The sequence below is a fragment of the Nonomuraea sp. NPDC050022 genome (genome assembly GCF_044460705.1).
Taxonomy (GTDB): Bacteria; Actinomycetota; Actinomycetes; order Streptosporangiales; family Streptosporangiaceae; genus Nonomuraea.
Window position 1 is genome coordinate 16,722 of record NZ_JBITKE010000025.1, and the last position, 20,031, is coordinate 36,752.

The 20,031-nt window shown below is 68.4% G+C and carries 24 protein-coding genes and 1 pseudogene; 15 read left to right on the plus strand and 10 right to left on the minus strand.

The window, feature by feature from the left end:
- The first annotated feature begins 10 nt into the window (after positions 1-10).
- Both ACIBO2_RS57520 and ACIBO2_RS57525 read left to right on the plus strand, forming a co-directional pair.
- On the plus strand, positions 11-601 hold the full coding sequence (locus ACIBO2_RS57520; RefSeq protein WP_358555996.1) for a TetR/AcrR family transcriptional regulator: 591 nt from the start codon (positions 11-13) through the stop codon (positions 599-601).
- A gap of 575 nt (positions 602-1,176) precedes the next feature.
- A complete protein-coding gene (locus tag ACIBO2_RS57525; protein ID WP_358555993.1) occupies positions 1,177-2,610 on the plus strand; it encodes an MFS transporter in 1,434 nt (477 codons plus the stop codon).
- A 236-nt stretch (positions 2,611-2,846) separates the two neighbouring features.
- Here ACIBO2_RS57525 and ACIBO2_RS57530 read toward each other — a convergent pair whose 3' ends face one another.
- Entirely contained in the window at positions 2,847-3,245 is a 399-nt protein-coding gene (locus tag ACIBO2_RS57530; protein WP_358555990.1) for a nuclear transport factor 2 family protein, read from the minus strand.
- Positions 3,246-3,470: 225 nt separating this feature from the next.
- Positions 3,471-4,514 carry an NAD(P)-dependent alcohol dehydrogenase gene (locus ACIBO2_RS57535; protein WP_358555987.1) on the minus strand — a complete coding sequence of 348 codons (1,044 nt, stop codon included), beginning with the start codon at positions 4,512-4,514 and terminating at the stop codon, positions 3,471-3,473.
- Between the two features lie 310 nt (positions 4,515-4,824).
- On the opposite strand from ACIBO2_RS57535, the gene ACIBO2_RS57540 reads away from it, so the two are divergent.
- The 3 genes from ACIBO2_RS57540 (at position 4,825) to ACIBO2_RS57550 (ending at position 7,023) form a co-directional block, all read left to right on the plus strand.
- Positions 4,825-5,202: a DUF2255 family protein gene (locus tag ACIBO2_RS57540; RefSeq protein WP_364014805.1), complete on the plus strand. Its 378-nt coding sequence runs from the start codon at positions 4,825-4,827 to the stop codon at positions 5,200-5,202.
- Positions 5,203-5,312: 110 nt separating this feature from the next.
- A complete protein-coding gene (locus tag ACIBO2_RS57545) occupies positions 5,313-6,191 on the plus strand; it encodes a TIGR03619 family F420-dependent LLM class oxidoreductase (RefSeq protein WP_397305235.1) in 879 nt (292 codons plus the stop codon).
- A gap of 142 nt (positions 6,192-6,333) precedes the next feature.
- Complete coding sequence (locus ACIBO2_RS57550; RefSeq protein WP_397305236.1) at positions 6,334-7,023, plus strand: type 1 glutamine amidotransferase domain-containing protein; 690 nt, start codon at positions 6,334-6,336, stop codon at positions 7,021-7,023.
- Here the strand turns inward: ACIBO2_RS57550 and ACIBO2_RS57555 are convergent.
- From ACIBO2_RS57555 to ACIBO2_RS57565, 3 genes and pseudogenes are all read right to left on the minus strand, one after another.
- Positions 7,020-7,955, minus strand: a complete 936-nt coding sequence (locus ACIBO2_RS57555; protein WP_397305237.1) for an SDR family NAD(P)-dependent oxidoreductase — start codon at positions 7,953-7,955, stop codon at positions 7,020-7,022. The two genes, ACIBO2_RS57550 and ACIBO2_RS57555, sit on opposite strands and share 4 nt — an antisense overlap.
- A gap of 122 nt (positions 7,956-8,077) precedes the next feature.
- Positions 8,078-8,371, minus strand: a complete 294-nt coding sequence (locus ACIBO2_RS57560; protein WP_358556047.1) for an alpha-L-rhamnosidase C-terminal domain-containing protein — start codon at positions 8,369-8,371, stop codon at positions 8,078-8,080.
- Between the two features lie 3 nt (positions 8,372-8,374).
- Positions 8,375-8,587, minus strand: a pseudogene (locus tag ACIBO2_RS57565) (hypothetical protein); the annotation flags it as partial.
- On the opposite strand from ACIBO2_RS57565, the gene ACIBO2_RS57570 reads away from it, so the two are divergent.
- Positions 8,502-8,882: a hypothetical protein gene (locus tag ACIBO2_RS57570; RefSeq protein WP_358556050.1), complete on the plus strand. Its 381-nt coding sequence runs from the start codon at positions 8,502-8,504 to the stop codon at positions 8,880-8,882. The pseudogene ACIBO2_RS57565 and the gene ACIBO2_RS57570 overlap by 86 nt on opposite strands.
- 34 nt (positions 8,883-8,916) lie before the next feature.
- On the opposite strand, the gene ACIBO2_RS57575 is transcribed toward ACIBO2_RS57570, so the two are convergent.
- Positions 8,917-9,321 (minus strand): RidA family protein, encoded by a 405-nt coding sequence (locus ACIBO2_RS57575; protein ID WP_358555973.1) that lies wholly within the window; start codon positions 9,319-9,321, stop codon positions 8,917-8,919.
- Between the two features lie 148 nt (positions 9,322-9,469).
- Between ACIBO2_RS57575 and ACIBO2_RS57580 the strand changes: the two genes are divergently transcribed.
- On the plus strand, positions 9,470-9,850 hold the full coding sequence (locus ACIBO2_RS57580) for a helix-turn-helix domain-containing protein (protein WP_358555970.1): 381 nt from the start codon (positions 9,470-9,472) through the stop codon (positions 9,848-9,850).
- Between the two features lie 55 nt (positions 9,851-9,905).
- On the opposite strand, the gene ACIBO2_RS57585 is transcribed toward ACIBO2_RS57580, so the two are convergent.
- Positions 9,906-10,349, minus strand: a complete 444-nt coding sequence (locus tag ACIBO2_RS57585; protein ID WP_358555967.1) for a helix-turn-helix domain-containing protein — start codon at positions 10,347-10,349, stop codon at positions 9,906-9,908.
- A gap of 85 nt (positions 10,350-10,434) precedes the next feature.
- Between ACIBO2_RS57585 and ACIBO2_RS57590 the strand changes: the two genes are divergently transcribed.
- Positions 10,435-11,313, plus strand: coding sequence for an aldo/keto reductase family oxidoreductase (locus tag ACIBO2_RS57590; RefSeq protein WP_358555965.1), 879 nt, complete (start codon positions 10,435-10,437; stop codon positions 11,311-11,313).
- A gap of 103 nt (positions 11,314-11,416) precedes the next feature.
- Here ACIBO2_RS57590 and ACIBO2_RS57595 read toward each other — a convergent pair whose 3' ends face one another.
- Positions 11,417-12,160 (minus strand): TetR/AcrR family transcriptional regulator, encoded by a 744-nt coding sequence (locus ACIBO2_RS57595; RefSeq protein ID WP_358555962.1) that lies wholly within the window; start codon positions 12,158-12,160, stop codon positions 11,417-11,419.
- Positions 12,161-12,245: 85 nt separating this feature from the next.
- Here ACIBO2_RS57595 and ACIBO2_RS57600 point away from each other — a divergent pair, with 85 nt between their 5' ends.
- From ACIBO2_RS57600 to ACIBO2_RS57630, 7 genes are all read left to right on the plus strand, one after another.
- On the plus strand, positions 12,246-12,770 hold the full coding sequence (locus ACIBO2_RS57600) for a DUF1707 domain-containing protein (RefSeq protein ID WP_397305238.1): 525 nt from the start codon (positions 12,246-12,248) through the stop codon (positions 12,768-12,770).
- 229 nt (positions 12,771-12,999) lie between these two features.
- The gene (locus ACIBO2_RS57605) at positions 13,000-14,604 is read left to right on the plus strand and encodes a DHA2 family efflux MFS transporter permease subunit (protein WP_397305239.1); all 1,605 of its coding nucleotides are present in this window, start codon (positions 13,000-13,002) and stop codon (positions 14,602-14,604) included.
- A 70-nt stretch (positions 14,605-14,674) separates the two neighbouring features.
- A complete protein-coding gene (locus ACIBO2_RS57610; protein WP_397305240.1) occupies positions 14,675-15,277 on the plus strand; it encodes a TetR/AcrR family transcriptional regulator in 603 nt (200 codons plus the stop codon).
- 81 nt (positions 15,278-15,358) lie between these two features.
- Positions 15,359-16,576 (plus strand): cytochrome P450, encoded by a 1,218-nt coding sequence (locus tag ACIBO2_RS57615; protein WP_358555951.1) that lies wholly within the window; start codon positions 15,359-15,361, stop codon positions 16,574-16,576.
- A gap of 200 nt (positions 16,577-16,776) precedes the next feature.
- Positions 16,777-17,199 (plus strand): nuclear transport factor 2 family protein, encoded by a 423-nt coding sequence (locus tag ACIBO2_RS57620; protein WP_358555948.1) that lies wholly within the window; start codon positions 16,777-16,779, stop codon positions 17,197-17,199.
- Positions 17,200-17,230: 31 nt separating this feature from the next.
- Positions 17,231-18,109, plus strand: coding sequence for a helix-turn-helix domain-containing protein (locus tag ACIBO2_RS57625; RefSeq protein ID WP_397305241.1), 879 nt, complete (start codon positions 17,231-17,233; stop codon positions 18,107-18,109).
- 70 nt (positions 18,110-18,179) lie between these two features.
- A complete protein-coding gene (locus ACIBO2_RS57630) occupies positions 18,180-18,575 on the plus strand; it encodes a VOC family protein (RefSeq protein ID WP_358555941.1) in 396 nt (131 codons plus the stop codon).
- A gap of 18 nt (positions 18,576-18,593) precedes the next feature.
- Here ACIBO2_RS57630 and ACIBO2_RS57635 read toward each other — a convergent pair whose 3' ends face one another.
- Together ACIBO2_RS57635 and ACIBO2_RS57640 are read right to left on the minus strand one after the other, a co-directional pair.
- Positions 18,594-18,998 (minus strand): YybH family protein, encoded by a 405-nt coding sequence (locus ACIBO2_RS57635; RefSeq protein ID WP_397305242.1) that lies wholly within the window; start codon positions 18,996-18,998, stop codon positions 18,594-18,596.
- Between the two features lie 18 nt (positions 18,999-19,016).
- On the minus strand, positions 19,017-20,015 hold the full coding sequence (locus ACIBO2_RS57640; RefSeq protein ID WP_358555935.1) for a sigma-70 family RNA polymerase sigma factor: 999 nt from the start codon (positions 20,013-20,015) through the stop codon (positions 19,017-19,019).
- Positions 20,016-20,031: the final 16 nt, after the last annotated feature.

Genomic DNA, 20,031 nt, shown 5'->3' on the forward strand with positions numbered 1-20,031 from the left:
GAAGGATCTCATGCCCCGCAGCCGCCGGGTGCGCGAGGCGGTGCTACGCGCCGCCACCGAGCTGCTGTCGCAGGGCGGGCTGCCGGCAGCGACGGTCGACGCCGTCAGCGCCCGGTCCGGGGTGAGCAAGGCGACCATCTACAAGCACTGGTCCAACCGCATCTGCGTGGCCATCGACGCGTTCGCCCTGCACATGGCCGAGGCGACCCCGGTGCCCGACACGGGCTCGGCGTGCGAGGACCTGACCCAGCAGGTACGCAACGTCGCCGCGTTCTATGCCGGTCCGGTCGGCCAGGTCTACGCCCAGCTACTGGCGGCCACCGTCACCGACCCAGGGGCCGCCGAACTCCTGCGGCAGCGCTTCCTGGAGGGCCGCCGCGAGCTGATTCGCCAGATGTGGCGACGCGGAGTGCAACGAGGTGAACTACGCACCGACGTCGACGTGGAAGTCGCCCAGGATGTCCTGTTCGGCGCCATTATCTTCCGCCTCGTCAGCGGCCACGCCCCCCTCACACCCACCGAGGCGGAGGCCATCGCGAACGCCGCCCTCACCGGCCTCCTCACCCAACCGGCCAGCGACACTGACAGGCTCGTTGATTGAGTGGGGTCTGAACACGTCGCGGGACTCGGACCTTGCGGTCAGGTCCCGTTTCCCGTGAGGTGCGCGTGGCCAGGCGGCGCTCCAGTTCGGCACGGTTGTGGCCGGAGGCTTGGGAGAGCTGGAAGGCTCCTTCCGTCGTATGCCGACACTTGTCGACCTGGTCGCGCTCGATGTCGACATCTGTTGGCCTACACCCGTTGACACGGGAAGACTTTAAAAGAGTTATTCCACTACTGGACAAATCCCGCTCGTTATGGCCATGCGCCGATGAGCATGGAGACATCTATCTCATTGTGCGGAGCGCCGTTTTATGGCCTCCCCATCGCTAGCCCCACTGACCTGGGACGCGACATCTCGGAAGCAGTTTTTCGGCTTTTCGAGCACCTGTGGCTTGCCATTAGGGTGCACATTCATGGAATCGACTTTTCGATCGGCCGAAGAACTCGCGGGCCGCCACGCGTGCCGGTGAGTGACCTCGGCGGAACTGACCGACGAGGCGATCCCCGCATCGAGCGGGACGACAAGGTGGTCAAAAGCGTGAGACCAGTCATTAACTGCTTTTTGGAGGGATCTGCGTGAAAGCGTTGCTCACCCTGACCTGCGCAGGTCAGTTCATGGTGCTGCTCGACAACACGATCGTCGGCGCCGCCCTGCCCGACATGCAGCAGCGGCTCCACACCGGGCTGAGCGGCCTGCAGTGGATCGTCGACGCCTACGTGCTGCTGGTGGCCATGCTGCTGCTGTCGGGCGGCGTCTTCGCCGACCGGTTCGGCCGCAGGCGGGTGTTCCTGGCCGGGGTGGTGGTGTTCACGGCCGCGTCGGTGGTGTGTTCGCTCGCACCCTCGATCGGCTGGCTGATCGCCGGGCGGGTGCTGCAGGGCGTCGGGGCCGCGGCGCTGAGCCCCGCCTCGCTGGCGTTGCTCGCCGCCGCGTATCCCGCCCCAAGGGAGCGCGTCAGAGCGATCGGGTTGTGGGCCGGGTTCAGCGGCATCGGCCTGGCCGCCGGACCGCTGGCGGGCGGGATCCTGGTGGAGGCCTTCGGCTGGCCCGCCATCTTCCTGGTCAACGTGCCCATCGGAGCGGTCCTGCTGCTGGCCGGGCTGCGCGTGCTGGGGGAATCCCGAAACCCGAGCGCGCCGCCGATCGACGTCCCCGGCACGGTCCTGTCCGTCGCGGGCGTGGGCGCTGTGACCTTCGGCCTGATCGAGGGCGGTTCCCGAGGCTGGACCTCGCCGGTGATCCTGGGCGGCTTCGCCGCCGGGCTGGCGCTCCTGACCGCGTTCGTCGTGGTCGAAGGTCGTGTGTCAACGCCGATACTGCCGCTTCGACTGTTCCGTCAGCGGCTGTTCACGGTGTCCAACACGGCGATGGTCGTAGTCGGGTTCGCGCTGATGGGGTCGTCGTTCTTCTTCTCCCAGTTCTTCGTCTACGTCCAGGGCACTTCGATCCTGGTCGCCGGGCTGCGAACCCTGCCCGCCTCGCTGGCCATGGTGATCGTCAGCCCGTACGCGGGCCGGTTCGCGGCCAGGTACGGCTTCCGCGTCGTCGTCAGCAGCGGCCTGGCGCTGGCCGGGCTGGGGCTGCTGGCGCTGGGCTTCGTCCACGCCGATACCGGTTACGGGAACGTGTGGTGGCGGCTGGCGGTCGTCGGCATCGGATTCGCTCTGACCATGTCGCCGCTGACCGGGGCCGCCATCCAGGCGGTCAGCCCGCAGGAGGGCGGCCTCGCCTCCGGCGTCAGCAGCACCACCCGGCAGATCGGCGCGGTGCTGGGCGTGGCTGTGCTCGGGGCGATCGTCCACACGCGGGCGTCCGGCGGCGCCTCCTTCGAATCCGGCCTCAACAGCGCCTTCCTCGCGGCGGGTGCCGTGACGCTGGCCTGCGCGGTATTCACCAGCCTGTGGCTGACCGCGGGCCGGACGCCGAGGGGCGTCCTGGCCGAACAGTCAGGAGGCCAAGCAGTCAGCGAGCCGCCGCTGACAGCTCCTCCCAGTCGGCCCACGTCTTGAGCCGCTCGGCGTAGGCCTGCTGGGTCATCCGCGGCCCTTCCCCGCGCCGAGCTCGGCAGGACCGAAGCCGTACGCATAGGCGACTTGACGAATTCCCACACGCACCAGCTGCTGCTGAGGCCAAGGCGTCTCTGATCAGTCGTCACGGTTTCTTCTCCCTGAGCCTGTATGTAGACCATGTCGATCGAAGAGAACGACTCAGGTAGGTCAGACGAACGACAGGATGCCTGGAACGGTCACATCACCGCGTCTGTTTTCAGCGGCCCGGCGGTGATGCGCACCGTCCGGATCTGGAGCGGTTCTCCCTCGTCGAGGTAGAAGATGTGCATGAACGGGGCACGCACCACCCGGTCCGGTTCAGCCTTCTTGGCCATGGTCGCTTCACCGCGCAGCAGGCGGACTCCGTCGCCCGCGGTCCAGAACTCCAACACCTCGTGGGTGATGTTCAGCGGCTCGTCGATCTTGACGAAGAACGCCTGGATGGCCTCGACTCCGTGGATGTGCTCAGTGCCGAAGTACATGTCGGTGTCCTCGGTCAGCGGCGCGAAGCCCTCGCCGAACTCCAGGGTGTCGATGGCTTCCATGAACTTCAGGACCCAGCCGGGTACGGCCATCGCTTGTGCGGTGTCTGCCATGGTGATGGTCTCCTGATCAGGCGGCGGCGGGCAGCTCGCGTGATCGCCACGATGTCCGACGACAAGGGGGGTGGCGCAGGACGAAGGCGATCGCCATCTCGATCAGCGGGACCCCCGCCTTGTCGGCCAGCTCCGCGAGCTGCTCGGCGGCCTCCAGCTTGCCGACCGAGACGCCAGTGCGTCCCAGTTGGCGGTACTCCTGAAGTACTCCTTCTCGAAAGTGGCTCAGGCCAGGGTCGAGATGTCGATCACGAACCGGTACCGCACGTCGGAGGCAAGGACGCGCTCGTACGCCTCGTTGATCTTGTCGGCCGAGATGACCTCGATCTCGGCCCCGAGGTGGTGCTGGGCGCAGAAGTCGAGCATTTCCTGGGTTTCGCGGATGCCGCCGATCGCCGAACCGGCGAACGACCGGCGGCTCATGATGAGGGGGAAGACGTTGAACGCCAGTGGTTCGGCCGGAGCGCCGACGTTGACCATCGTGCCGTCCACGGCCAGCAGCGACAGGTAGGCGTCGAGCTCGATCTTCGCGCTGATGGTGTTCACGATGAGGTCGAAGGAGCCGGCGAGCTGCTCGACCGTCTCCGGGTCGCTCGTGGCGTAGTAGTGGTCCGCGCCCAGGCGCAGGCCGTCCTCCCTCTTCTTCAGCGACTGCGACAGGACGGTCACCTCGGCGCCCAACGCGTGCGCGAGCTTGACGGCCATGTGACCGAGCCCGCCGAGCCCGACGACCGCCACCTTCTTGCCAGGGCCGGCGCCCCAGCGGCGCAGCGGCGAGTACGTCGTGATGCCGGCGCACAGCAGCGGCGCGGCGGAGTCGAGCTCGATGCCTTCAGGGATTCGTACGACGAAGTCCTCGGTCACCACGATGTGGGTGGTGTAGCCGCCCTGGGTGATCCGTCCGTCCTTGTCGGTGGAGCCGTAGGTGAGCGTGTTGCCCTTGAGGCAGTACTGCTCCTCGCCCTTGCGGCAGCTGGAGCACTCGCCGCAGGAGTCGACCATGCAGCCGACGCCGACCCGGTCTCCGACGGCGTACTGGGTGACCTCTGGGCCGACCGCGGCGACGATTCCGGCGATCTCGTGGCCGGGGGCGACGGGATAGGGGGCTGTGCCCCATTCGCCGCGTACGAAGTGGATGTCGGAGTGGCAGATGCCGCAGTACTTGATCTCGATGAGGACGTCTCGCGGGCCGACGTCGCGACGCTCGACCCTCGCCGGGGCGAGCGGCTCGGTCGCGGACGTGGCGGAGTAGGAGTTGACGGTGAGCATGTTCTTCTCCGTGCTGAAGCTTCTATGAGTGCTTCTACGACTGCTTCTATGACTGACGGCGGCGCGTGGCGAGGCCGCCGTAGCGAGCGTGTTCTGAGCTCTTCTGAAGCCGTTCTGAGCAGGGAAAACGTCTCTTTCCCCCATCCACTGTGCCACCGCCGCGTGCTGCGCGGCAGGGCGGGGTGTGCCGGGGAGCGGTGTTCAGGGGTGTGACAGGGCCCCCCAGGCGCCGGGTCGGCGGCGCGGGTTTGGGTATCGGTGCCGTACTCAAGACTGCGGCCACCACCGATATGACGAAGGAGACAAGCCGATGACTACGTGGACGAGCGACGAGCTCAGCAGGATCGAAGCGGCCGACGAGTTGCGGATCGAGCCCCGGCGCGGCGACGGCACGCTGGGCAAGCCGGTGCCGATCTGGGTCGTCCGCCATGGCGACCACCTCTATGTCCGCTCCTACAAGGCGGGCGCGGGTGCCTGGTTCCGCACGGTCCAGGAGACCCACGAAGGCCATATCCGGGCCGGCGGCGTCGACAAGGACGTCACCATCGAGGCGGAAACCGATCCTGACATCGACAATCAGATCGACGCCGCCTACCGCGCCAAGTACGGCCGCTACGGTCCGACGTACATCGACGCCATGGTGGCGCCCGAGGTGCGGGCCACGACCCGCAAGCTCGAGCCTCGCTGAACCTTGCGGCCCCCAAGACTTGCCTTGACGCTGGCGGCAACGTTCTAGCGTGTCGGCGACAGGCGGGGGGACGCAGGCCGATCCTCCGTGCGCCGATCGGAGGAATGACGATGAAGTTCGGGATCAGCTACAACATGGCCTATTTCGGCGTCGATCCCGAAAGGATCATGGCCTTCGCCCGGCATGCCGAGGACAGCGGCTTCGAGTCGCTGTACCTGCCGGAGCACATCGCGCTGTACCCCGGCGCCACGGTCGGGACCATGGAGCTTTCGCCGTCGCTGCCCTACGCCGATCCGCTCGACTGCCTGAGCTTCGTCGCCGCGGCCACGGAGCGGATCCAGCTCGGAACGGGTGTGCTGCTGCTGCCGTACCACCACCCGGTGGTCCTCGCCAAGCGTCTGGCGACGATCGACGTGCTGTCCAAGGGGCGGATGCGGCTGCTGACCGTGGGGCTCGGCTCCCTGCCCGGCGAGGCGCGGGCGGTGGGGGTCGACTTCAGCACCCGGGGCCGGCGCGCCGACGAGGCGATCGATGTCATGCGGCTGCTCTGGGCCGGTGGCGAGGACGGCGTCAGCTTCGCGGGGGAGTTCTTCGCCTTCGACGACCTGTGCCAATTCCCCAAGCCCGTCGGTGTCACCCACCTGCCGATCCACATCGGCGGATCGAGCCGGGCGGCCGCCCGCCGCGCCGGGCGACGCGGCGACGGCTACTTCCCCGGCGGTGCGCTCGGTCCGGACGAGCGCGCCCTGCAGTTGGACCTCGCCCGCTCGACCGCCGTCGAGGCGGGGCGCAGCCCGGAAGCGCTGGAGTACACGCGATGGGGGTCGATCGACATGTCCGCCGAGGGGGTCGAAGCCCTCGCCGCGCAAGGCGTGACCCGCCTCGTCGTGAACCCCACCGCCCCCGACCTGGACCGGCAACGCGATCAGATGTCCGCGTTCGCCCAGCGCTTCGCCCTCCTCGACACCTCCCTCAGCCACGGCAGGTGATCATCGCGGGGGAGCGGGCGGCCGTGGACGCCTGCGGTGCGGCATCCACCCCGCCACATGGCCTCGATAACACTCGACATAGGCTGCTTCCAGGAAGGGCCTGAGCCAACCGCAGCAGATGCAGACGGGGGGCGGTTGCCCGATGGCGAAGCTACTTTTCGTGATGACCGGCACGGCGTACTGGACGCTCAAGGACGGCACCAGGCATGCGACGGGCTACTGGGCCGAGGAGTTCGCGGCCCCGTACAAGGCGCTCACCGAGGCCGGCCACGAGGTCGTGGTCGCCACTCCCAACGGGGTGGTACCGACCGTGGACATGATGAGCCTGCGCCCCGAGATGGCGGGTAGCGCGCAGATCGCTCTCGATCTGGAGGCGATCATCCGTTCCGCGGAGGTGATGCGGCGGCCGATCCACTTGGCGGACGCCCGCCTGGAGGATTACGAGGCCGTCTACTGCCCGGGCGGCCACGGTCCCATGGAAGACCTCTACATCGACGCGGACGCCGGCCGGCTGCTGACCGCGGCGCTCGCCTCCGGCAAGCCCCTCGCGATCGTCTGCCACGCCCCGGCCGCGATGCTGGCCACCAGGATCCACGGCGTGTCGCCCTTCGCCGGCTACCAGATCACCGCGTTCACCAACGAGGAAGAGAACGCGGTCGGGCTCGCCTCGAAGGCCCGCTGGTTGCTGGAGGACGAGCTCATCGACCTGGGCGTCGACTTCACCAAGGGCGAGATGTGGAAGCCGTACACGGTGGTTGACCGCAACCTGTTCACCGGGCAGAACCCCGCGTCGGCGGCCGTCCTGGCCGAACGGCTGCTCAAGGCCCTTTAGCGGGCTGCCTTGCCGATCATGTCGAGGGACACCTGCCAGAGGCGGGCGGCGGCGTCGGGGTCGACGGCGTAGGCCGCGAAGCCGCGCCGGAGTCCGGGTGTGTGCGGGACGGCTGGTTGGCAGTCCTCGAAGTACTGTCCGGTCACGCCTTCGACGAGCGGCGAGGCGGCCAGCAGGGTCGAGGTGGCCGCCCCCTGCGGGATGTCCTTGACCGTCACACCGTCGCTGGATTCGGGCTCGAACGATGCCGGTGGGGCGGTCATGTGCCGCGACAGGCCGGTGCTCCAGATACGGCCGGGGTTGAGCGCGTTGACCGTGATGCCGTCGTCGGCCCAGCGTCTGGCGGCTTCGACGGCGAACAGGATGTTCGCGGTCTTGGACTGGCTGTAAGCCTTCCACTCGTCGTACGGGTGGCGCTCGAAGTTGATGTCGTTCCAGATGATGTCCCCATTGACGTGGCCCACGGAGCTCACGACGACGACCCGCGCGCGCCCGGCGGCCTCAAGGGCGTCGTGCAGTCCGGCGGTGAGGGCGAAATGGCCAAGATGATTGGTGGCGAACTGCATCTCCCAGCCCTCGGCGGTACGCCGCTCGGGGGTGGCCATGATGCCGGCGTTGTCGACCAGGATGTCGAGCGGGCCTCGCCATGAGGCGACGAAGACATCGATCGAGTCGCGGACCGATAGATCCATAAAGGCCACCTGTACCCGCGCATTGCCAGTGGACGCCACGATGTCGGCGGCGACCTTCTCTCCCGCGGCCGTGTCGCGGACCGCGAGGGTGACGTCGGCGCCGGCCTTGGCGAGCGCCCGCGCGGTCTCCACGCCGATTCCCGACGACGCTCCCGTCACGATGGCCTTCTTGGCGGACAGGTCGACGCCCTCGACGGTTTCCGCAGCGGTCGTGGCCGGCCCGAAGGGGATGGTGACCATGTGATGTTCCTTCACGTAGGGATAACCGGACCCGGCTCCGGTTAGCCTCACTATAACCGGACCCGGCTCCGGTTCGCCGGGCGAAGGTCCCGGAACCTCGCTGGACGCGCCGCAGATGCCTACTAGAGCCGGTGGGTGCCGGCGCCGAAGTGGTGAGCGTGTCCCGCGTGGTGGATCTCGGCTTCTGTTCCCGGCGGCACGGTGACCTCGATTGTGGAGTCCGCGCCGGTGACGTGCCGGCTCGCCGCGATCGTTCCGTAGCCGGTTTCCAGTGTCCCGCCGGCGGACGCGAGCCCGCCGCCCGGCGTGGGCGCTACGGCGAAGCGCCGATAGCCAGGCTCGAGAGGGCGAATGCCGACCACGTGCTCGAACAGCCATCCGGCCACTGACCCGAACGCGTAGTGGTTGTGGGACATCCGAGCGGCACCTTTCCGGTCAGAACCCTCCCAGGTTTCCCAGACGGTTGTGGCGCCTCGCTCGATTTGATGCAGCCACGATGGAGGCGTTGACTGCAGCAGAACGCGATAGGCCAGGTCGTCGCGTCCGATGTCCACCAGTACGGACAACAGCATCGGTGTGCTGAGAAAGCCCGTCGCGAGGTGTCCGCCGTTCTCCTCGATGAGCGCGGCCAGGCGTACGGCGGCACAAGGTTGTTCGACGGGTTCGAGGAGGCTCGCCCACGCCCGGCTCCGCTCCTGCGGGCAGGGGCTGCCTGTGGGGTTGCCGGCCAACGTCTGGCAGTGTGAGCTCATCGTCGCTGGGCCGGATGGCGAGCACGCCGCCGTCCTGCGGTGGACGCACCAGGCTACGGCCTCCGTCACCGTTCCCGGTGCCGGGAGCGTATGGCGGCTCGACGGCTCCGGCAGTCCGGTCCGGCCGGGCGACGCTGTCCAGATCACCGAACGGCCCGTCCTCATCACGTACTGACCGGCCGGAAATTCCGGTGCGCGATGACGAAGCCCTAGTCGATGATCGCGGTGACCTCGGCTTCCACGAGGATGCCGGGCTCGAAGAGGATGTCGACCCCGATCAGCGCGGCGGGCGGCGTAGCGAGATCGAACTCGCGGGCCGCCTGGTCGATTCCCGCGCTGAAGGCGTCGTACATCTCTCTCTTCCAGCCCGCTGCGTACCACGTGAAGCGGACGACGTCGTGGAACGTCGCTCCTGCCGCGTCGAGCGCCTTGGCGACGTTGCGGTAGACCTGGGCCACCTGTCCGGCGAGGTCGCCCGCTGCCACGAGCTCGCCATTCTCGTCCCAGGCGACCTGTCCCGCGATGTGGATCTGCCTGCTACCCGTCGCCACCGCGACGTGGTGGTAGAGCGGGATTCGGACATGCTTGTCAGGGTTGATGAGTGAGACGGTCATGAGTTTCCCATCAGTCTTTCGTTCGGTCGCGTGAGCGCGAAGGCAACGGACGAGTTGACCTTCCTGTGGTCTCTTGCGGTTACTCAGAAACCATAGGAGAGTGTGCGCTGACATGGAAGAACGAACTTTTTAGTGACTGGGGAACCAGATGGTGACCAAGCAGCTCAGGGACTCGTCCGACGAAGCCGATCTGCGGCGAGCGGACTCCCTCGCGCGGGAGATCTTCTCCGATGTCGCCAACAAGTGGGCGTTGCTGATCATCGAGGCTCTCGGCGAGCGCACCCTGCGCTTCAGCGAATTGCGGGACGAGGTCGAGGGCATCAGCCACAAGATGCTCACCCAGAACCTGCGCATGCTGGAGCGCAACGGCCTGGCGGAACGGAAGGTGCACCCCACAGTGCCGCCACGGGTCGAGTACACCCTTACCGAGCCGGGCCAAGCCTTGCGAGCGACGGTCGACCTGATCTGCGACTGGACCCACCAGTACTTCGGTCACATCGAAGCCGCCCGCCGCGGCTTCCACGCCTGACAGCTCACGTAGCTCGCGCCGGGCCGAGGCCGTCCGCTCGCGGCGTGGCTCCGGTTCAGGCGACGTGGCTGTCGTACGTCGCGCGGTTGGCGAGCACATCGTCCATGTGCGTCTCGGCCCAGGCCTTGAGGCCGCGCATCATTTCCTGCAGCGAGAGACCGAGTTCGGTCAGCTCGTAGGTGACCGTGACGGGCACGGTCGGCGTCACCGTGCGGGTGATGAGGCCGTCACGCTCCAGGGAGCGCAGCGTCTGAGTGAGCATCTTCTGGCTGACGCCGGCCAGCAGGCGGGACAGCTCCGAGTAGCGCATCGACCTGGGCTCACCGGCGCAGTCGGCACCGAACTGATGCGGGCCGTCGCTGCCCAGCGCGGCCAGGATCAGCGCCACCCACTTGTCGGAGATGCGATCGAGCAGCTTGCGGCTAGGACACACCGCCAGGAAAGCGTCATATTCCGCCTTGGCCTGTGCCTTCTTCTGGGCCACCGTCTCGGTTGCCATCGACCGCTCCTCTCACCCATGGGCGACTTACGCACTTTGAGGTGCCTACTTCCTATCAGGAAGTTACATCCCCATATATAGAGGTATGAGGATGCTTTCCACTTCACTCCCCGGCGGCACCTGGACCCTGGGCGACTTGACCGTCACCCGGTTCGGCTACGGCGCCATGCAGCTCGCCGGCCTCGGAGTCATGGGGCCGCCTGCCGACCACGACAGCGCACTCGCCGTCCTCCGCGAGGCCGTCGACCTTGGAATCACCCACATCGACACCAGCGACGCCTACGGACCGCACGTCACCAACCAGCTGATCCGCGAAGCGCTGCACCCATACCCCGAATCGCTGCACATCGTGACCAAGGTCGGCGCGATCCGCGACCAGCAGGGCGGCTGGCCCCCGGCCCGGCAGCCCGACGAGCTGCGCCGCTCCGTCCACGAGAACCTGGAGACCCTCGGCCTCGAAGTGCTCGACCTGGTCAACCTCCGGCTCGGCAACGCCGAGGGACCCCAATCCGGCTCGCTCGCCGAGCCGTTCGAGACGCTCGTCGAGCTCCAGCGGCAGGGCCTGATCCGGCATCTCGGAGTGAGCAACGCGACCGCGGAACAGGTCGCCGAGGCACGGGCTATCGCGCCGATCGCGTGCGTGCAGAACATGTACAACCTCGCCTACCGCCAAGACGACGACCTGATCGACACGCTCGCCGAAGCGGGCATCGCTTACGTGCCCTTCTTCCCCCTCGGCGGCTTCAGCCCGCTCCAGTCCGCGGCGCTCTCGACCGTGGCCACTCGGTTGGACACGACGCCGAAGGCCGTCGCCCTGGCCTGGCTGCTGCGGCGCTCACCGAACATCCTGCTGATTCCTGGCACCTCGTCGCCGGCGCACCTGCGCGAGAACGTCGCCGGCGCGGGAGTCTCACTCTCCGACGGGGAGCTGGCCGAGCTGGACAAGCCGGCGGCCGAGGGCTAGGCCCGCGACCAGGACGCCGAGGAAGGTCACTTCCTGCGGCCAGGCAGTACGCCAGGGTCAGGCCGTGGGTGAGCTCTCTTCTGGGCGTGTCGCCGCCCAGCTGCTACTGACGCGTCTTCGGAGGCTCGGCCGTTGGCGGGAGGGCCGCGGCGATGCAGTCGAGGACGCGCTCCAGCCCGTACCGGAACCGCTCGTCACGGCTCAGATGCGTCTGGCGGGCCTGCGTCGCGATCTTGGTGAAGATCGGGTACTGGCCGCTCTTGATCAGCTGCTCGACGTACGGGTAGGTCCGCGCCAGCCACTGCGACTCGGTGAGCCCGCTGCGGCGGACCTCCTCGGCCCAGCTGACCTCGTCGCGGACGGCGCTGTCGATGTAGCCGTTCAGAATGGCCATGAGGCCGAGGTTCTCGTCGATGGGAACGTGGGCGTCGAGGGCGCCCATCACTCGTTCGATCAGGCGCAGCTGGTTGGGGCCGAAGCCGGGGAGCGAGCGGTGCACGGTGGCGATCCACGGGTGCCGCAGCCACATGGCCCGCATCCCGTCGGCGTAGCGGGTCAGGTCCGCGCGCCAGTCGCCGGAGGGCATGCCCTCGACGTCGATCTCGCCCTGCAGCCGGTCGGCGACGAGCTCGATCAGGTCATCGCGGCTGGGGACGTAGCGGTAGAGGGACATCGCGCCCGCGCCGATCTCGGCGGCGATCCGCCGCATGGTGGCGGCCTCCAGCCCCTCGGTGTCGGCGATCCGGATCGCCGCCTCGGTGATCTGGGCGCGGCTGTAGGCCGGCTTCGGCCCGCGGGCCGGGCGCTCGGGCCGCATCCAGATGTTGACGTACTCGGCGTCGGTCACCGTTCCACCCCCAACTTGCGTACATAGTACCCAGTGACTTACCCTGGCCATCTCAACTGCGTACGAGGTACCCAATGGAGGGGTCATGGATCCGATCGTGGTCAGCGAAGACGACCGCGACACGGCCGTACGGCGCCTTCAGGAGGCGTACGCCGAAGGGCACCTCTCGTACGAGGAACTCGACGAACGCCTCCACCAGGTGCTCACCGCCAACACGCACAGCGAACTCGGGTCGGCTCTGGCCTCCCTCCCGGAGGAGGACGCGGGCACCACGGCCACGATCGCCGCCGTCAGCGGACGGATCCAGCGGCGCGGCCCATGGCGCGTACCTCGGACCCTCAAGGTCGAGTCCGCACTCGGAAGGGTCCGTCTGGACCTGTCCCGGGCGATCATCGACCATTCGGTGGTCGACATTGAGCTGCACCTCGGCACCGGCGGCGCCGAGATCACGGTACCTCGCGACGCGATCGTCGACGTCGAGGGTCTGCGCACCGGCTGGAAGACCCCGCTCCACAAGACCCCGCGGCGCGTACGACCCTGCGGACCGCGAATCCAGATCTCCGGGGCCATGGGGACAGGACGGTTGAAGATCCGCCACGCGCGGCGCTAAGCTGCGAACCGACTTCTCACCGTTGGGCTTTCCGCCCCGCCTACCAGCTTCCCCCGGGTCCCGATGACACGGGGAAGGTGGAAGTCGCTCACCACATCCTGGACAAGGGTGTTCTGCATGGTGGCGACGCGCGGCGGCCCTTCTGGTCTCCTCCGAGGTTTGAGCCATTCTGGCATCAGTGGCGCGTGTCCTCACCCAGCAGACGGTTGCCCTCAGAGAGGTCTCCGGAATGCCGGAAATCAAAGCCACCGAACCACCGGTCACGCGGCGTCCGTGGCTGGTTCTCGCGATCATGTGCATCGGCTTCTTCATGTCGCTGCTCGACGGATCCATCGTCAACGTCGCCGTCCCCACGCTGATCCATGGCATCGACGCCTCCTACGACCAGGTGCTGTGGGTCATCGACGGCTACCTGCTCGTCTTCTCGGTGCTGCTGATCACCACCGGGCGGCTGGGGGACATCTTCGGATACCGCCGGTTGTACGTGATCGGCATCAGCACCTTCACCATCGCCTCGGCACTGTGCGGGCTGGCCGACTCATCACCCCAGTTGCTGGCCGCCCGGCTGCTGCAGGGACTGGGCGGGGCGCTGCTGTTCCCGCAGGTCATCTCATCGATCCTGACGATCTTCCCGCCACGGCTGCGCGGCCGGGCGTTCGGGCTGTTCGGGTCGATCGTCGGCTTCGCCCCGATCGTCGGACCGGTCGTCGGCGGCTTCCTGCTCGCCCACCTCGACTGGCGCTGGATCTTCTTCATCAACGTCCCGATCGGGATCATCACCGCCGTGCTGGCGCTGACCTTCGCGCCGCCCATGCGCGCGGGCCGTCAGCACCGGCTCGATCTGGTCGGCGTCGCGCTGGCCACCGCCGGGCTGAGCGGCATCGTGTTCGGCCTGATCGAGGGAGAACGCTATAGCTGGGGCACCATCACCGGGCCGATCAGCATCGCCTCGGTCATCGTCGCGGGCGTCACGCTGCTGGTGGTGTTCGTCCTGTGGCAGCACCGGCAGCGGGACGAGCCCCTGATGCCGCTGGTCCTGTTCGGCGCGCGCAACTTCGCGGTCGGTAACTGGGTCGGGTTCGTATTCCAGCTCGGCATGATCGGCATCATGTTCGTGGTGGTGCTGTACCTGCAGATGGCGCGCGGGTACTCGGCGCTGGAGACCGGCCTGGTGATCCTGCCGAGCGCCGTCCTCACCGCGGTCGGCTCGGCGTACGCCGGGCGGCTGTCGGACAGGTTCGGCGGCAAGTACATCCTGACGGCAGGCCTGACGCTGCTGGCCGTCGGCCTGCTGGTGCTGGTCGCCATGGCCGGACCCGCCGGCGGCGCGTGGAGCCTGCAACCCGGTTTGACCGTCATCGGGATCGCCGGCGGTGCCACGTTCGTGCCCCTGCTGCAGGCCACCATGGACGGTGTCGATCCCCGGCTGGCCGGGGCGGCCTCCGGCGTGTCCAGCACCACCCGGCAGATCGGTGGCGTCCTCGGCACCGCCGTACTGGGCGTCCTGCTGTCGGCCCGCCTCTCCTCGACCCTGCGCGACGAGGCCGAGAAGCGCGCCGGTCAGCTACCGGAGAACCTGCGCGCCCGGTTCATCGACGACAGCGCCGCCGCCGCGCGCGACTACAGCCCGCCCACGCCGCCCGGCGGACTGAGCCCCGCCACGAGAAGCCTGTACGAACGCGTCACCGCCGACACGTTCGCCACCGGCTTCCTCCACGCCATGCAGACCACCCTCGTGATGTGCGCCGTGGTGCTGGTGGTCGCCGTCCTGTCCTGTCTCCTGTTCAGTCCGCGTGAGAAGCCGGCGACCGAGCCCGCCCGGCAGTTGACCTAGCGCTCGTTCGAGCATATATATCGAGAGGTAAACATATGTAGTAGACCCGATATCAGACGGGAGCACCCCGGTGGCGCGTACCCAGGATCAGCGGCGGGCCGAGACCCGGGCCCGGCTGATCGACGCGGCCGCTGACCTGTTCGCCCGCAAGGGGTTCCACGCGGTGTCGGCCGAGGCGGTGGCCGATGTGGCCGATCGCACGACCGGCGCGCTGTACAACCACTTCGGCGGCAAGGAAGGGCTGCTGCTCGCGCTGCTGGAGGTGTGGAAGGACCAGACCGCGGCCGAGTTGCTCGCCGGGTTCGAGGAGGTCACCGAACTCGACGAGCGGCTGGCCGCCCTGTTCGAAGCGCTGACATGTAAAGACGAGGATCGCGGTGCGTCATGGCTCCTGCTCGAGCTGGAGCTGTGGCTGCACGGCGCGCGTGATCCCGTCATCGCCGAGCCACTGGCCAGGCGTTATGCCGACATCCGCGCCCGGCTCGCCGGCGGGCTGTCCGACTGGGCCGAGACGGCGGGCGTGCCGCTGCGCCGATCGCCGGAGCGGACGGCCACGGCCGTGCTCGGGGTGCTGATCGGCTGCGCGGTCCAGCACCGGCTCGATCCCGCCGCGGTCGAGCAGCGGGCCGTCGTGGAGAGCCTGCGCGACCTGCTCGGACTGCCCGACCCCTGAGTCCTTCGACGTCCCGGGCCCCGGGCCGTCCCGACCGCTCGAACTGCTCGACTCCTAGATTCTCGCGCCGAAAGGGAGCCCATGCGGATCAACCTGCTCGAAGAGACGTGGGAACGCGAAGTTCCGCACGACCAGTTCGCCTACCTGCGCCGGAACGCGCCCGTCCACTGGCATGACGTTCCTGACGACACCGGCTTCTGGGCTGTCACGAAATATCAGGACATAAAAGCGATCAGCCGGGACGTACAGACCTGGTCGACCGAGATCGGGACCGCGTTCATCCGTACCCAGACGCCGGAGTTCATCGAGATCGCCAGCATGATGCTGCTGAACATGGACCCGCCCAAGCAGACCCGCTACCGCCGGCTGGTGAGCGCGGGCTTCACGCCCAGGACGATCGCCCGGCTGCGGGGCACCATCCAACGGCGCGCCGAGAAGATCGCGGAAGCCGTACGGGAGCGGGACGGCGAGGTCGAGTTCGTGACCGACGTGGCCGAATACCTGCCGCTGCAGATGATCTGCGACCTGATCGGCGTCCCCGAGGAGGACCACCACCTGATCTTCGAATGGTCCAACCGCATGGTCGGCTTCCAGGATCCCGACTTCCGCACCACACCCGAGGACGGCGAGATCGCCGGGGCCGAGATCTTCTCCTACTGCGACGGCCTGGTCGACGACCGCCGCCGCAACCCGCGTGACGACATCCTCACCGCGCTGGTGGAGGGCGAGGTCGACGGCGACAGGCTGACCAGGGAAGAGATCGACTCCTTCTTCGTGATCCTCTGCGTCGCCGGGAACGAGACCACCCGCAACCTCATCGCCCACGCCATGAACGCCCTCATCCTCCACCCGGACAGCTACCGCGACCTGGCGTCCGGCCTCGACGACGAAGGCCTGTGGAGCAGCGCCACCGAGGAGTTCCTGCGCTGGGGCTCCTCGATCCACAACTTCCGGCGTACGGCCACGCGCGACACCGAGCTCCGCGGCCAGAAGATCGCCGAGGGGGAGAAGGTGGTGACCTTCTACATGTCCGGCAACCATGACGAGGACGTCTTCGCCGACCCGTACACCTTCGACATCCGCCGCAGCCCCAACGACCACATGACGTTCGGCGGCGGTGGGCCGCACTTCTGCCTGGGCGCCAACCTGGCCCGGCTGCAGATCAACTGCATGATCAGGGAACTGCTGCGCCGCTTCCCCGAGGCGGAGCACGCGGGGCCGGTCAAGCGGATGCGGTCGGATTTCATTAACGGCGTTAAACGGATGCCGGTGCGCTTCTCCATGGCCGGGACAAGGTAGGAGTTCCGAACGTACGTGGCGGTCAGTGGCCGCCGAGGCGTTCCAGACCAGGGTCGCGGTCCGCTCCGGCCAGCCCTCCGAGGTGGACCGTGTGGCCGTAGCGCTCGCTCAGGTCGTTCAGGATCGGGTGCCCGAGCGAGCGGAATCAGCGAAGCGGCGTCGGTTGCTAAATGGGGAGTTCCCCACTTAGTCTGGCCGGCATGACACTGAGCGCCGACGACCGCGCGGCCATCACAGAGCTGATCTCCCTGCACGGGCACCTGTTCGACGACGGCGAGTTCGACCGGCTGGACGAGCTGTTCACCCCCGACGTCGTCTACGACGCCACTGACTACGGCGTCGGATCACTGGAGGGCGTGGCGGCGATCCTGGACGCCGCGCTCACGCTGGGCGCGCGAAACCCTGTGGCCCATCACGTGACCAACGTCGTGCTCACCGAACTCGCCGACGGCAAGGTGCGCGCCCGATCCAAGGGGATCTCCATCATGGCGGGTGGCACCTGCGGAAGCGCGACCTACGACGATGTGATCTCGTACGGCGGCCAGGGATGGCGGATCAGCCACCGCAAGATCATCGCGCGGCGAGCGCCTCTCGGAGGTTTCGGTAGCGATGGCGGCCAGTAGCCGTGGAGCTTGTCCGCCGTAGTGTGACAAGGTGACCGTGCCTGCCGATCAGATCTCCACCGCCTTGGCGCCATTCGTGGCGACGCTGGCCGCCTACGATCTCGGGCCGGGCTCGGGCGGCGTTCATCGCGGGCTTCCCTCATCCACGGTGTCGATCACGATTCCCGAGGACGACCCGCTGGAGATCGCCTGGGTCGGGCGGCCCGGTTCGCGCAGACGGCTCCGGGCCGTGGTGGCCGGGCTCCATCTGAGCGCGGCCGAGCTGCGGCAAGAGGGGTGCACGCGCGGCGTGTGGTTGACGCTCAGCCCACTGGGTGTCGGCGCGCTGCTGGGACTTCCCTCGTCGGCGGTGGCCGGGGACATCGCCGATCTCGCCGACGTCGTCCCGGCGATGGCGGACCTGCCGGAGCGCTTGGCGGCCTGCCGGTCCTGGCCGCAACGTCGCGCCCTCGTCGAACGCTCGCTGCTCACCGGCCTGGCCCGGCACGGCGACCGCGCCAACAGCCGCGAGCTGCGGGCCACGCTCGCGGTCCTGTCCGGGACCACCCGGGTGCAGGAGGCGGCTCGGCTGCTCGGGTGCTCCCGGCGGCATCTGAGCAGCAGGGTTCGTACCGAGTTCGGGGTGACGCCGAAGGAGTACCAACGGCTCGTCCGCTTCGAGGCCGCCCGGGGCCGGCTCGTGGCCGCCGCCAGTGGGGGAGGGGACGGCCTGGCGGCGGTGGCCGCCGCGTCGGGATTCGCCGATCAGGCGCATCTCACCCGGGAGTGGCGGGCCATGGCCGGGTGCACGCCCACCGAGTGGCTGCGGGCCGAAGGCCTGGCCGTACGGGGTTCGCCGGCCCGCGACCGGCCACCGGGCGAGGAGCGTACGTCGAACCGGCCGCTGGGCGAGGAGCGCGCGTCCAGGTGACGACCGATGCGGGCGCGTTCGTTCCCGTATGTTCAAGACCCCCACGCCCGCCCGACCTCACCATGGGCACATGACGCCAGATATCCGCATCACCCCTCGTCTCATCGTGCCCGACCCCGACCACGCGTCGGCGTTCTACCAGGACGCCCTGGGCGCCGAGCAAGTGTTCCGTGCTCCGCAGGGCGACGACGGACGGCCCGCCGTCGTCGACCACCACATCGGTGGTTCATCCTTCCGCGTCTCGCCGGCCGTCACCTCGTGGGGCTGGCTCTCACCAAGCGATCTCGGCGGCTCCGCGGTACTCCTGGAGATCGAGGTCAGGGACCCGGACGCGGTCGGCGAACGCATGATCGCCCACGGCGCCGAGGTGCTCGTGCCGATCGAGAACCGGCCCTACGGCAAGCGCTCGGGCCGCGTCCGTGACCCATTCGGCCACCTGTGGATCATCACCGGCGAGCTCCGCTGAGTCTTCCCCGGAGAGGCATCAGCCCTCCTGGTCGCCCGCGCTGTGGTCGGCGAGGGGGAACGAGTGGTGCTCGTGGGCCACGACCCATCGCCCGTCTTTCTTGCGCAGGCCGAGCGTCAGCCGCAGCCGGTGCCGCGCCACGTCCTCGGGCATGCCGCAGCGAAGCAGGGCGTGGGCGAAGGCGACATCGTCACCGGCGGTGACCTCCAGCGTCTCGATCTCGAACAGCGCTCCTTGCGCCTGCCACTCGAAGAACGGCGGCCACGCCTTCCGGTACGTCTCGATGCCGCGCACCTCCCCGGGCACGTCGAACATCACGATGTCCTCGGCGTGGTCGGCGACAACGGCCGCCGGCTCACCACGGTGCACGGCCTTGGCCCAGGCCTCGATCAGGCCGCGGATCCGCTCTTCGTTGATCGACATGGAGGCTGCCCTTCCGGTTCAGGTGTATCCGCCAGGACTACAACCCGAGCCATCGGCGAAAATCATCGGCGCGAGCCCGAACATGGCGAAATCGGCATCCAGGAACGAGACCACCTCCGCGACCCGCGAGCCGCGCAGGACGAGCAGATCCAGGCCGGCCGGAACGTAGGCGGCTCTGTGCTCTTCCCACATGTACGTGCCGAAGGCGAGCTGCCCGTTCGCCCGCGCGGGCAGCAACCGCCACCGCCGCTTGAGCGGCCCCTCGAGCAGGAAGGCCCGGATGGCTTCGTGGCCCGCGTACCAGGCGGTCAGCGGCGGCATCGAGTACTTCGCGTCCTCGGTCAGCATCGCCACGATGGCCTCGACATTACCGCTCTCCCAGGCGGCCGCGTACTGGAGCGCCACCTGACGCTGCTCCGCCTCGCTCGGCCGGGTGGCCTCGGGGAGGCGGCCGGCGAGGGCCTTCCTGGCCCGCTGGAGCGCGCTGTTGACCGCCGGAACGGTGGTCGACAGCAGGTCGGCGGCATCACGGGCGGCGTAGCCGAGGACATCACGCAGCAACAGCACGGCCCGCTGCTGGGCCGACAGATGCTGCAGCGCCGCCACGAACGCCAACTCCACACTCTCCCGCGTCACCGCCCGGGCCTCGGGCGACATCTCGGCCGTCCAGCTCACCAGCCGGTCTGGGTACGGCTCCAGCCACGCCACCTCGGCCGACGGCCCGCTCAGGTCAGTGGGCAGTTCGCGCCGTCCCCGACGCTCGATGAGGGTCAAAGCCCGATTGGTAGCGATTCTGTACAGCCACGGCCGGATGCCCACTCGGTCCTCGAACTTCGCCAGCTTGCGCCAGGCACGATCCAGCGTCTCCTGCACGGCGTCGTCGGCGTCGTGAACGGAGCCGAGCATCCGGTAGCAGTGCGCGTGCAGTTCGCCCCGCAACGGCCCCACCAGCCGGCCGAAGGCACTCTGATCCCCGGCCTGGGCCGCGGCCAGCAACCCTTCCGCCGTGGTCTCCATCGACCATCCTTGCTCA

Bases quoted from the DNA above. Each gene is read 5' to 3' on its own strand.
- ACIBO2_RS57575 (WP_358555973.1), bottom strand. From the start codon at position 9,321: ATGACCGTCTCACTCATCAACCCTGACAAGCATGTCCGAATCCCGCTC.
- ACIBO2_RS57600 (WP_397305238.1), top strand. From the start codon at position 12,246: ATGGATCCGATCGTGGTCAGCGAAGACGACCGCGACACGGCCGTACGG.
- ACIBO2_RS57580 (WP_358555970.1), top strand. From the start codon at position 9,470: ATGGTGACCAAGCAGCTCAGGGACTCGTCCGACGAAGCCGATCTGCGG.
- ACIBO2_RS57620 (WP_358555948.1), top strand. From the start codon at position 16,777: ATGACACTGAGCGCCGACGACCGCGCGGCCATCACAGAGCTGATCTCC.
- ACIBO2_RS57585 (WP_358555967.1), bottom strand. From the start codon at position 10,349: ATGGCAACCGAGACGGTGGCCCAGAAGAAGGCACAGGCCAAGGCGGAA.
- ACIBO2_RS57540 (WP_364014805.1), top strand. From the start codon at position 4,825: ATGACTACGTGGACGAGCGACGAGCTCAGCAGGATCGAAGCGGCCGAC.
- ACIBO2_RS57615 (WP_358555951.1), top strand. From the start codon at position 15,359: ATGCGGATCAACCTGCTCGAAGAGACGTGGGAACGCGAAGTTCCGCAC.
- ACIBO2_RS57560 (WP_358556047.1), bottom strand. From the start codon at position 8,371: ATGTCCCACAACCACTACGCGTTCGGGTCAGTGGCCGGATGGCTGTTC.
- ACIBO2_RS57635 (WP_397305242.1), bottom strand. From the start codon at position 18,998: ATGTCGATCAACGAAGAGCGGATCCGCGGCCTGATCGAGGCCTGGGCC.
- ACIBO2_RS57535 (WP_358555987.1), bottom strand. From the start codon at position 4,514: ATGCTCACCGTCAACTCCTACTCCGCCACGTCCGCGACCGAGCCGCTC.
- ACIBO2_RS57555 (WP_397305237.1), bottom strand. From the start codon at position 7,955: ATGGTCACCATCCCCTTCGGGCCGGCCACGACCGCTGCGGAAACCGTC.
- ACIBO2_RS57550 (WP_397305236.1), top strand. From the start codon at position 6,334: ATGGCGAAGCTACTTTTCGTGATGACCGGCACGGCGTACTGGACGCTC.
- ACIBO2_RS57640 (WP_358555935.1), bottom strand. From the start codon at position 20,015: ATGGAGACCACGGCGGAAGGGTTGCTGGCCGCGGCCCAGGCCGGGGAT.
- ACIBO2_RS57530 (WP_358555990.1), bottom strand. From the start codon at position 3,245: ATGGCAGACACCGCACAAGCGATGGCCGTACCCGGCTGGGTCCTGAAG.
- ACIBO2_RS57590 (WP_358555965.1), top strand. From the start codon at position 10,435: ATGAGGATGCTTTCCACTTCACTCCCCGGCGGCACCTGGACCCTGGGC.
- ACIBO2_RS57630 (WP_358555941.1), top strand. From the start codon at position 18,180: ATGACGCCAGATATCCGCATCACCCCTCGTCTCATCGTGCCCGACCCC.
- ACIBO2_RS57520 (WP_358555996.1), top strand. From the start codon at position 11: ATGCCCCGCAGCCGCCGGGTGCGCGAGGCGGTGCTACGCGCCGCCACC.
- ACIBO2_RS57545 (WP_397305235.1), top strand. From the start codon at position 5,313: ATGAAGTTCGGGATCAGCTACAACATGGCCTATTTCGGCGTCGATCCC.
- ACIBO2_RS57605 (WP_397305239.1), top strand. From the start codon at position 13,000: ATGCCGGAAATCAAAGCCACCGAACCACCGGTCACGCGGCGTCCGTGG.
- ACIBO2_RS57570 (WP_358556050.1), top strand. From the start codon at position 8,502: ATGTCCACCAGTACGGACAACAGCATCGGTGTGCTGAGAAAGCCCGTC.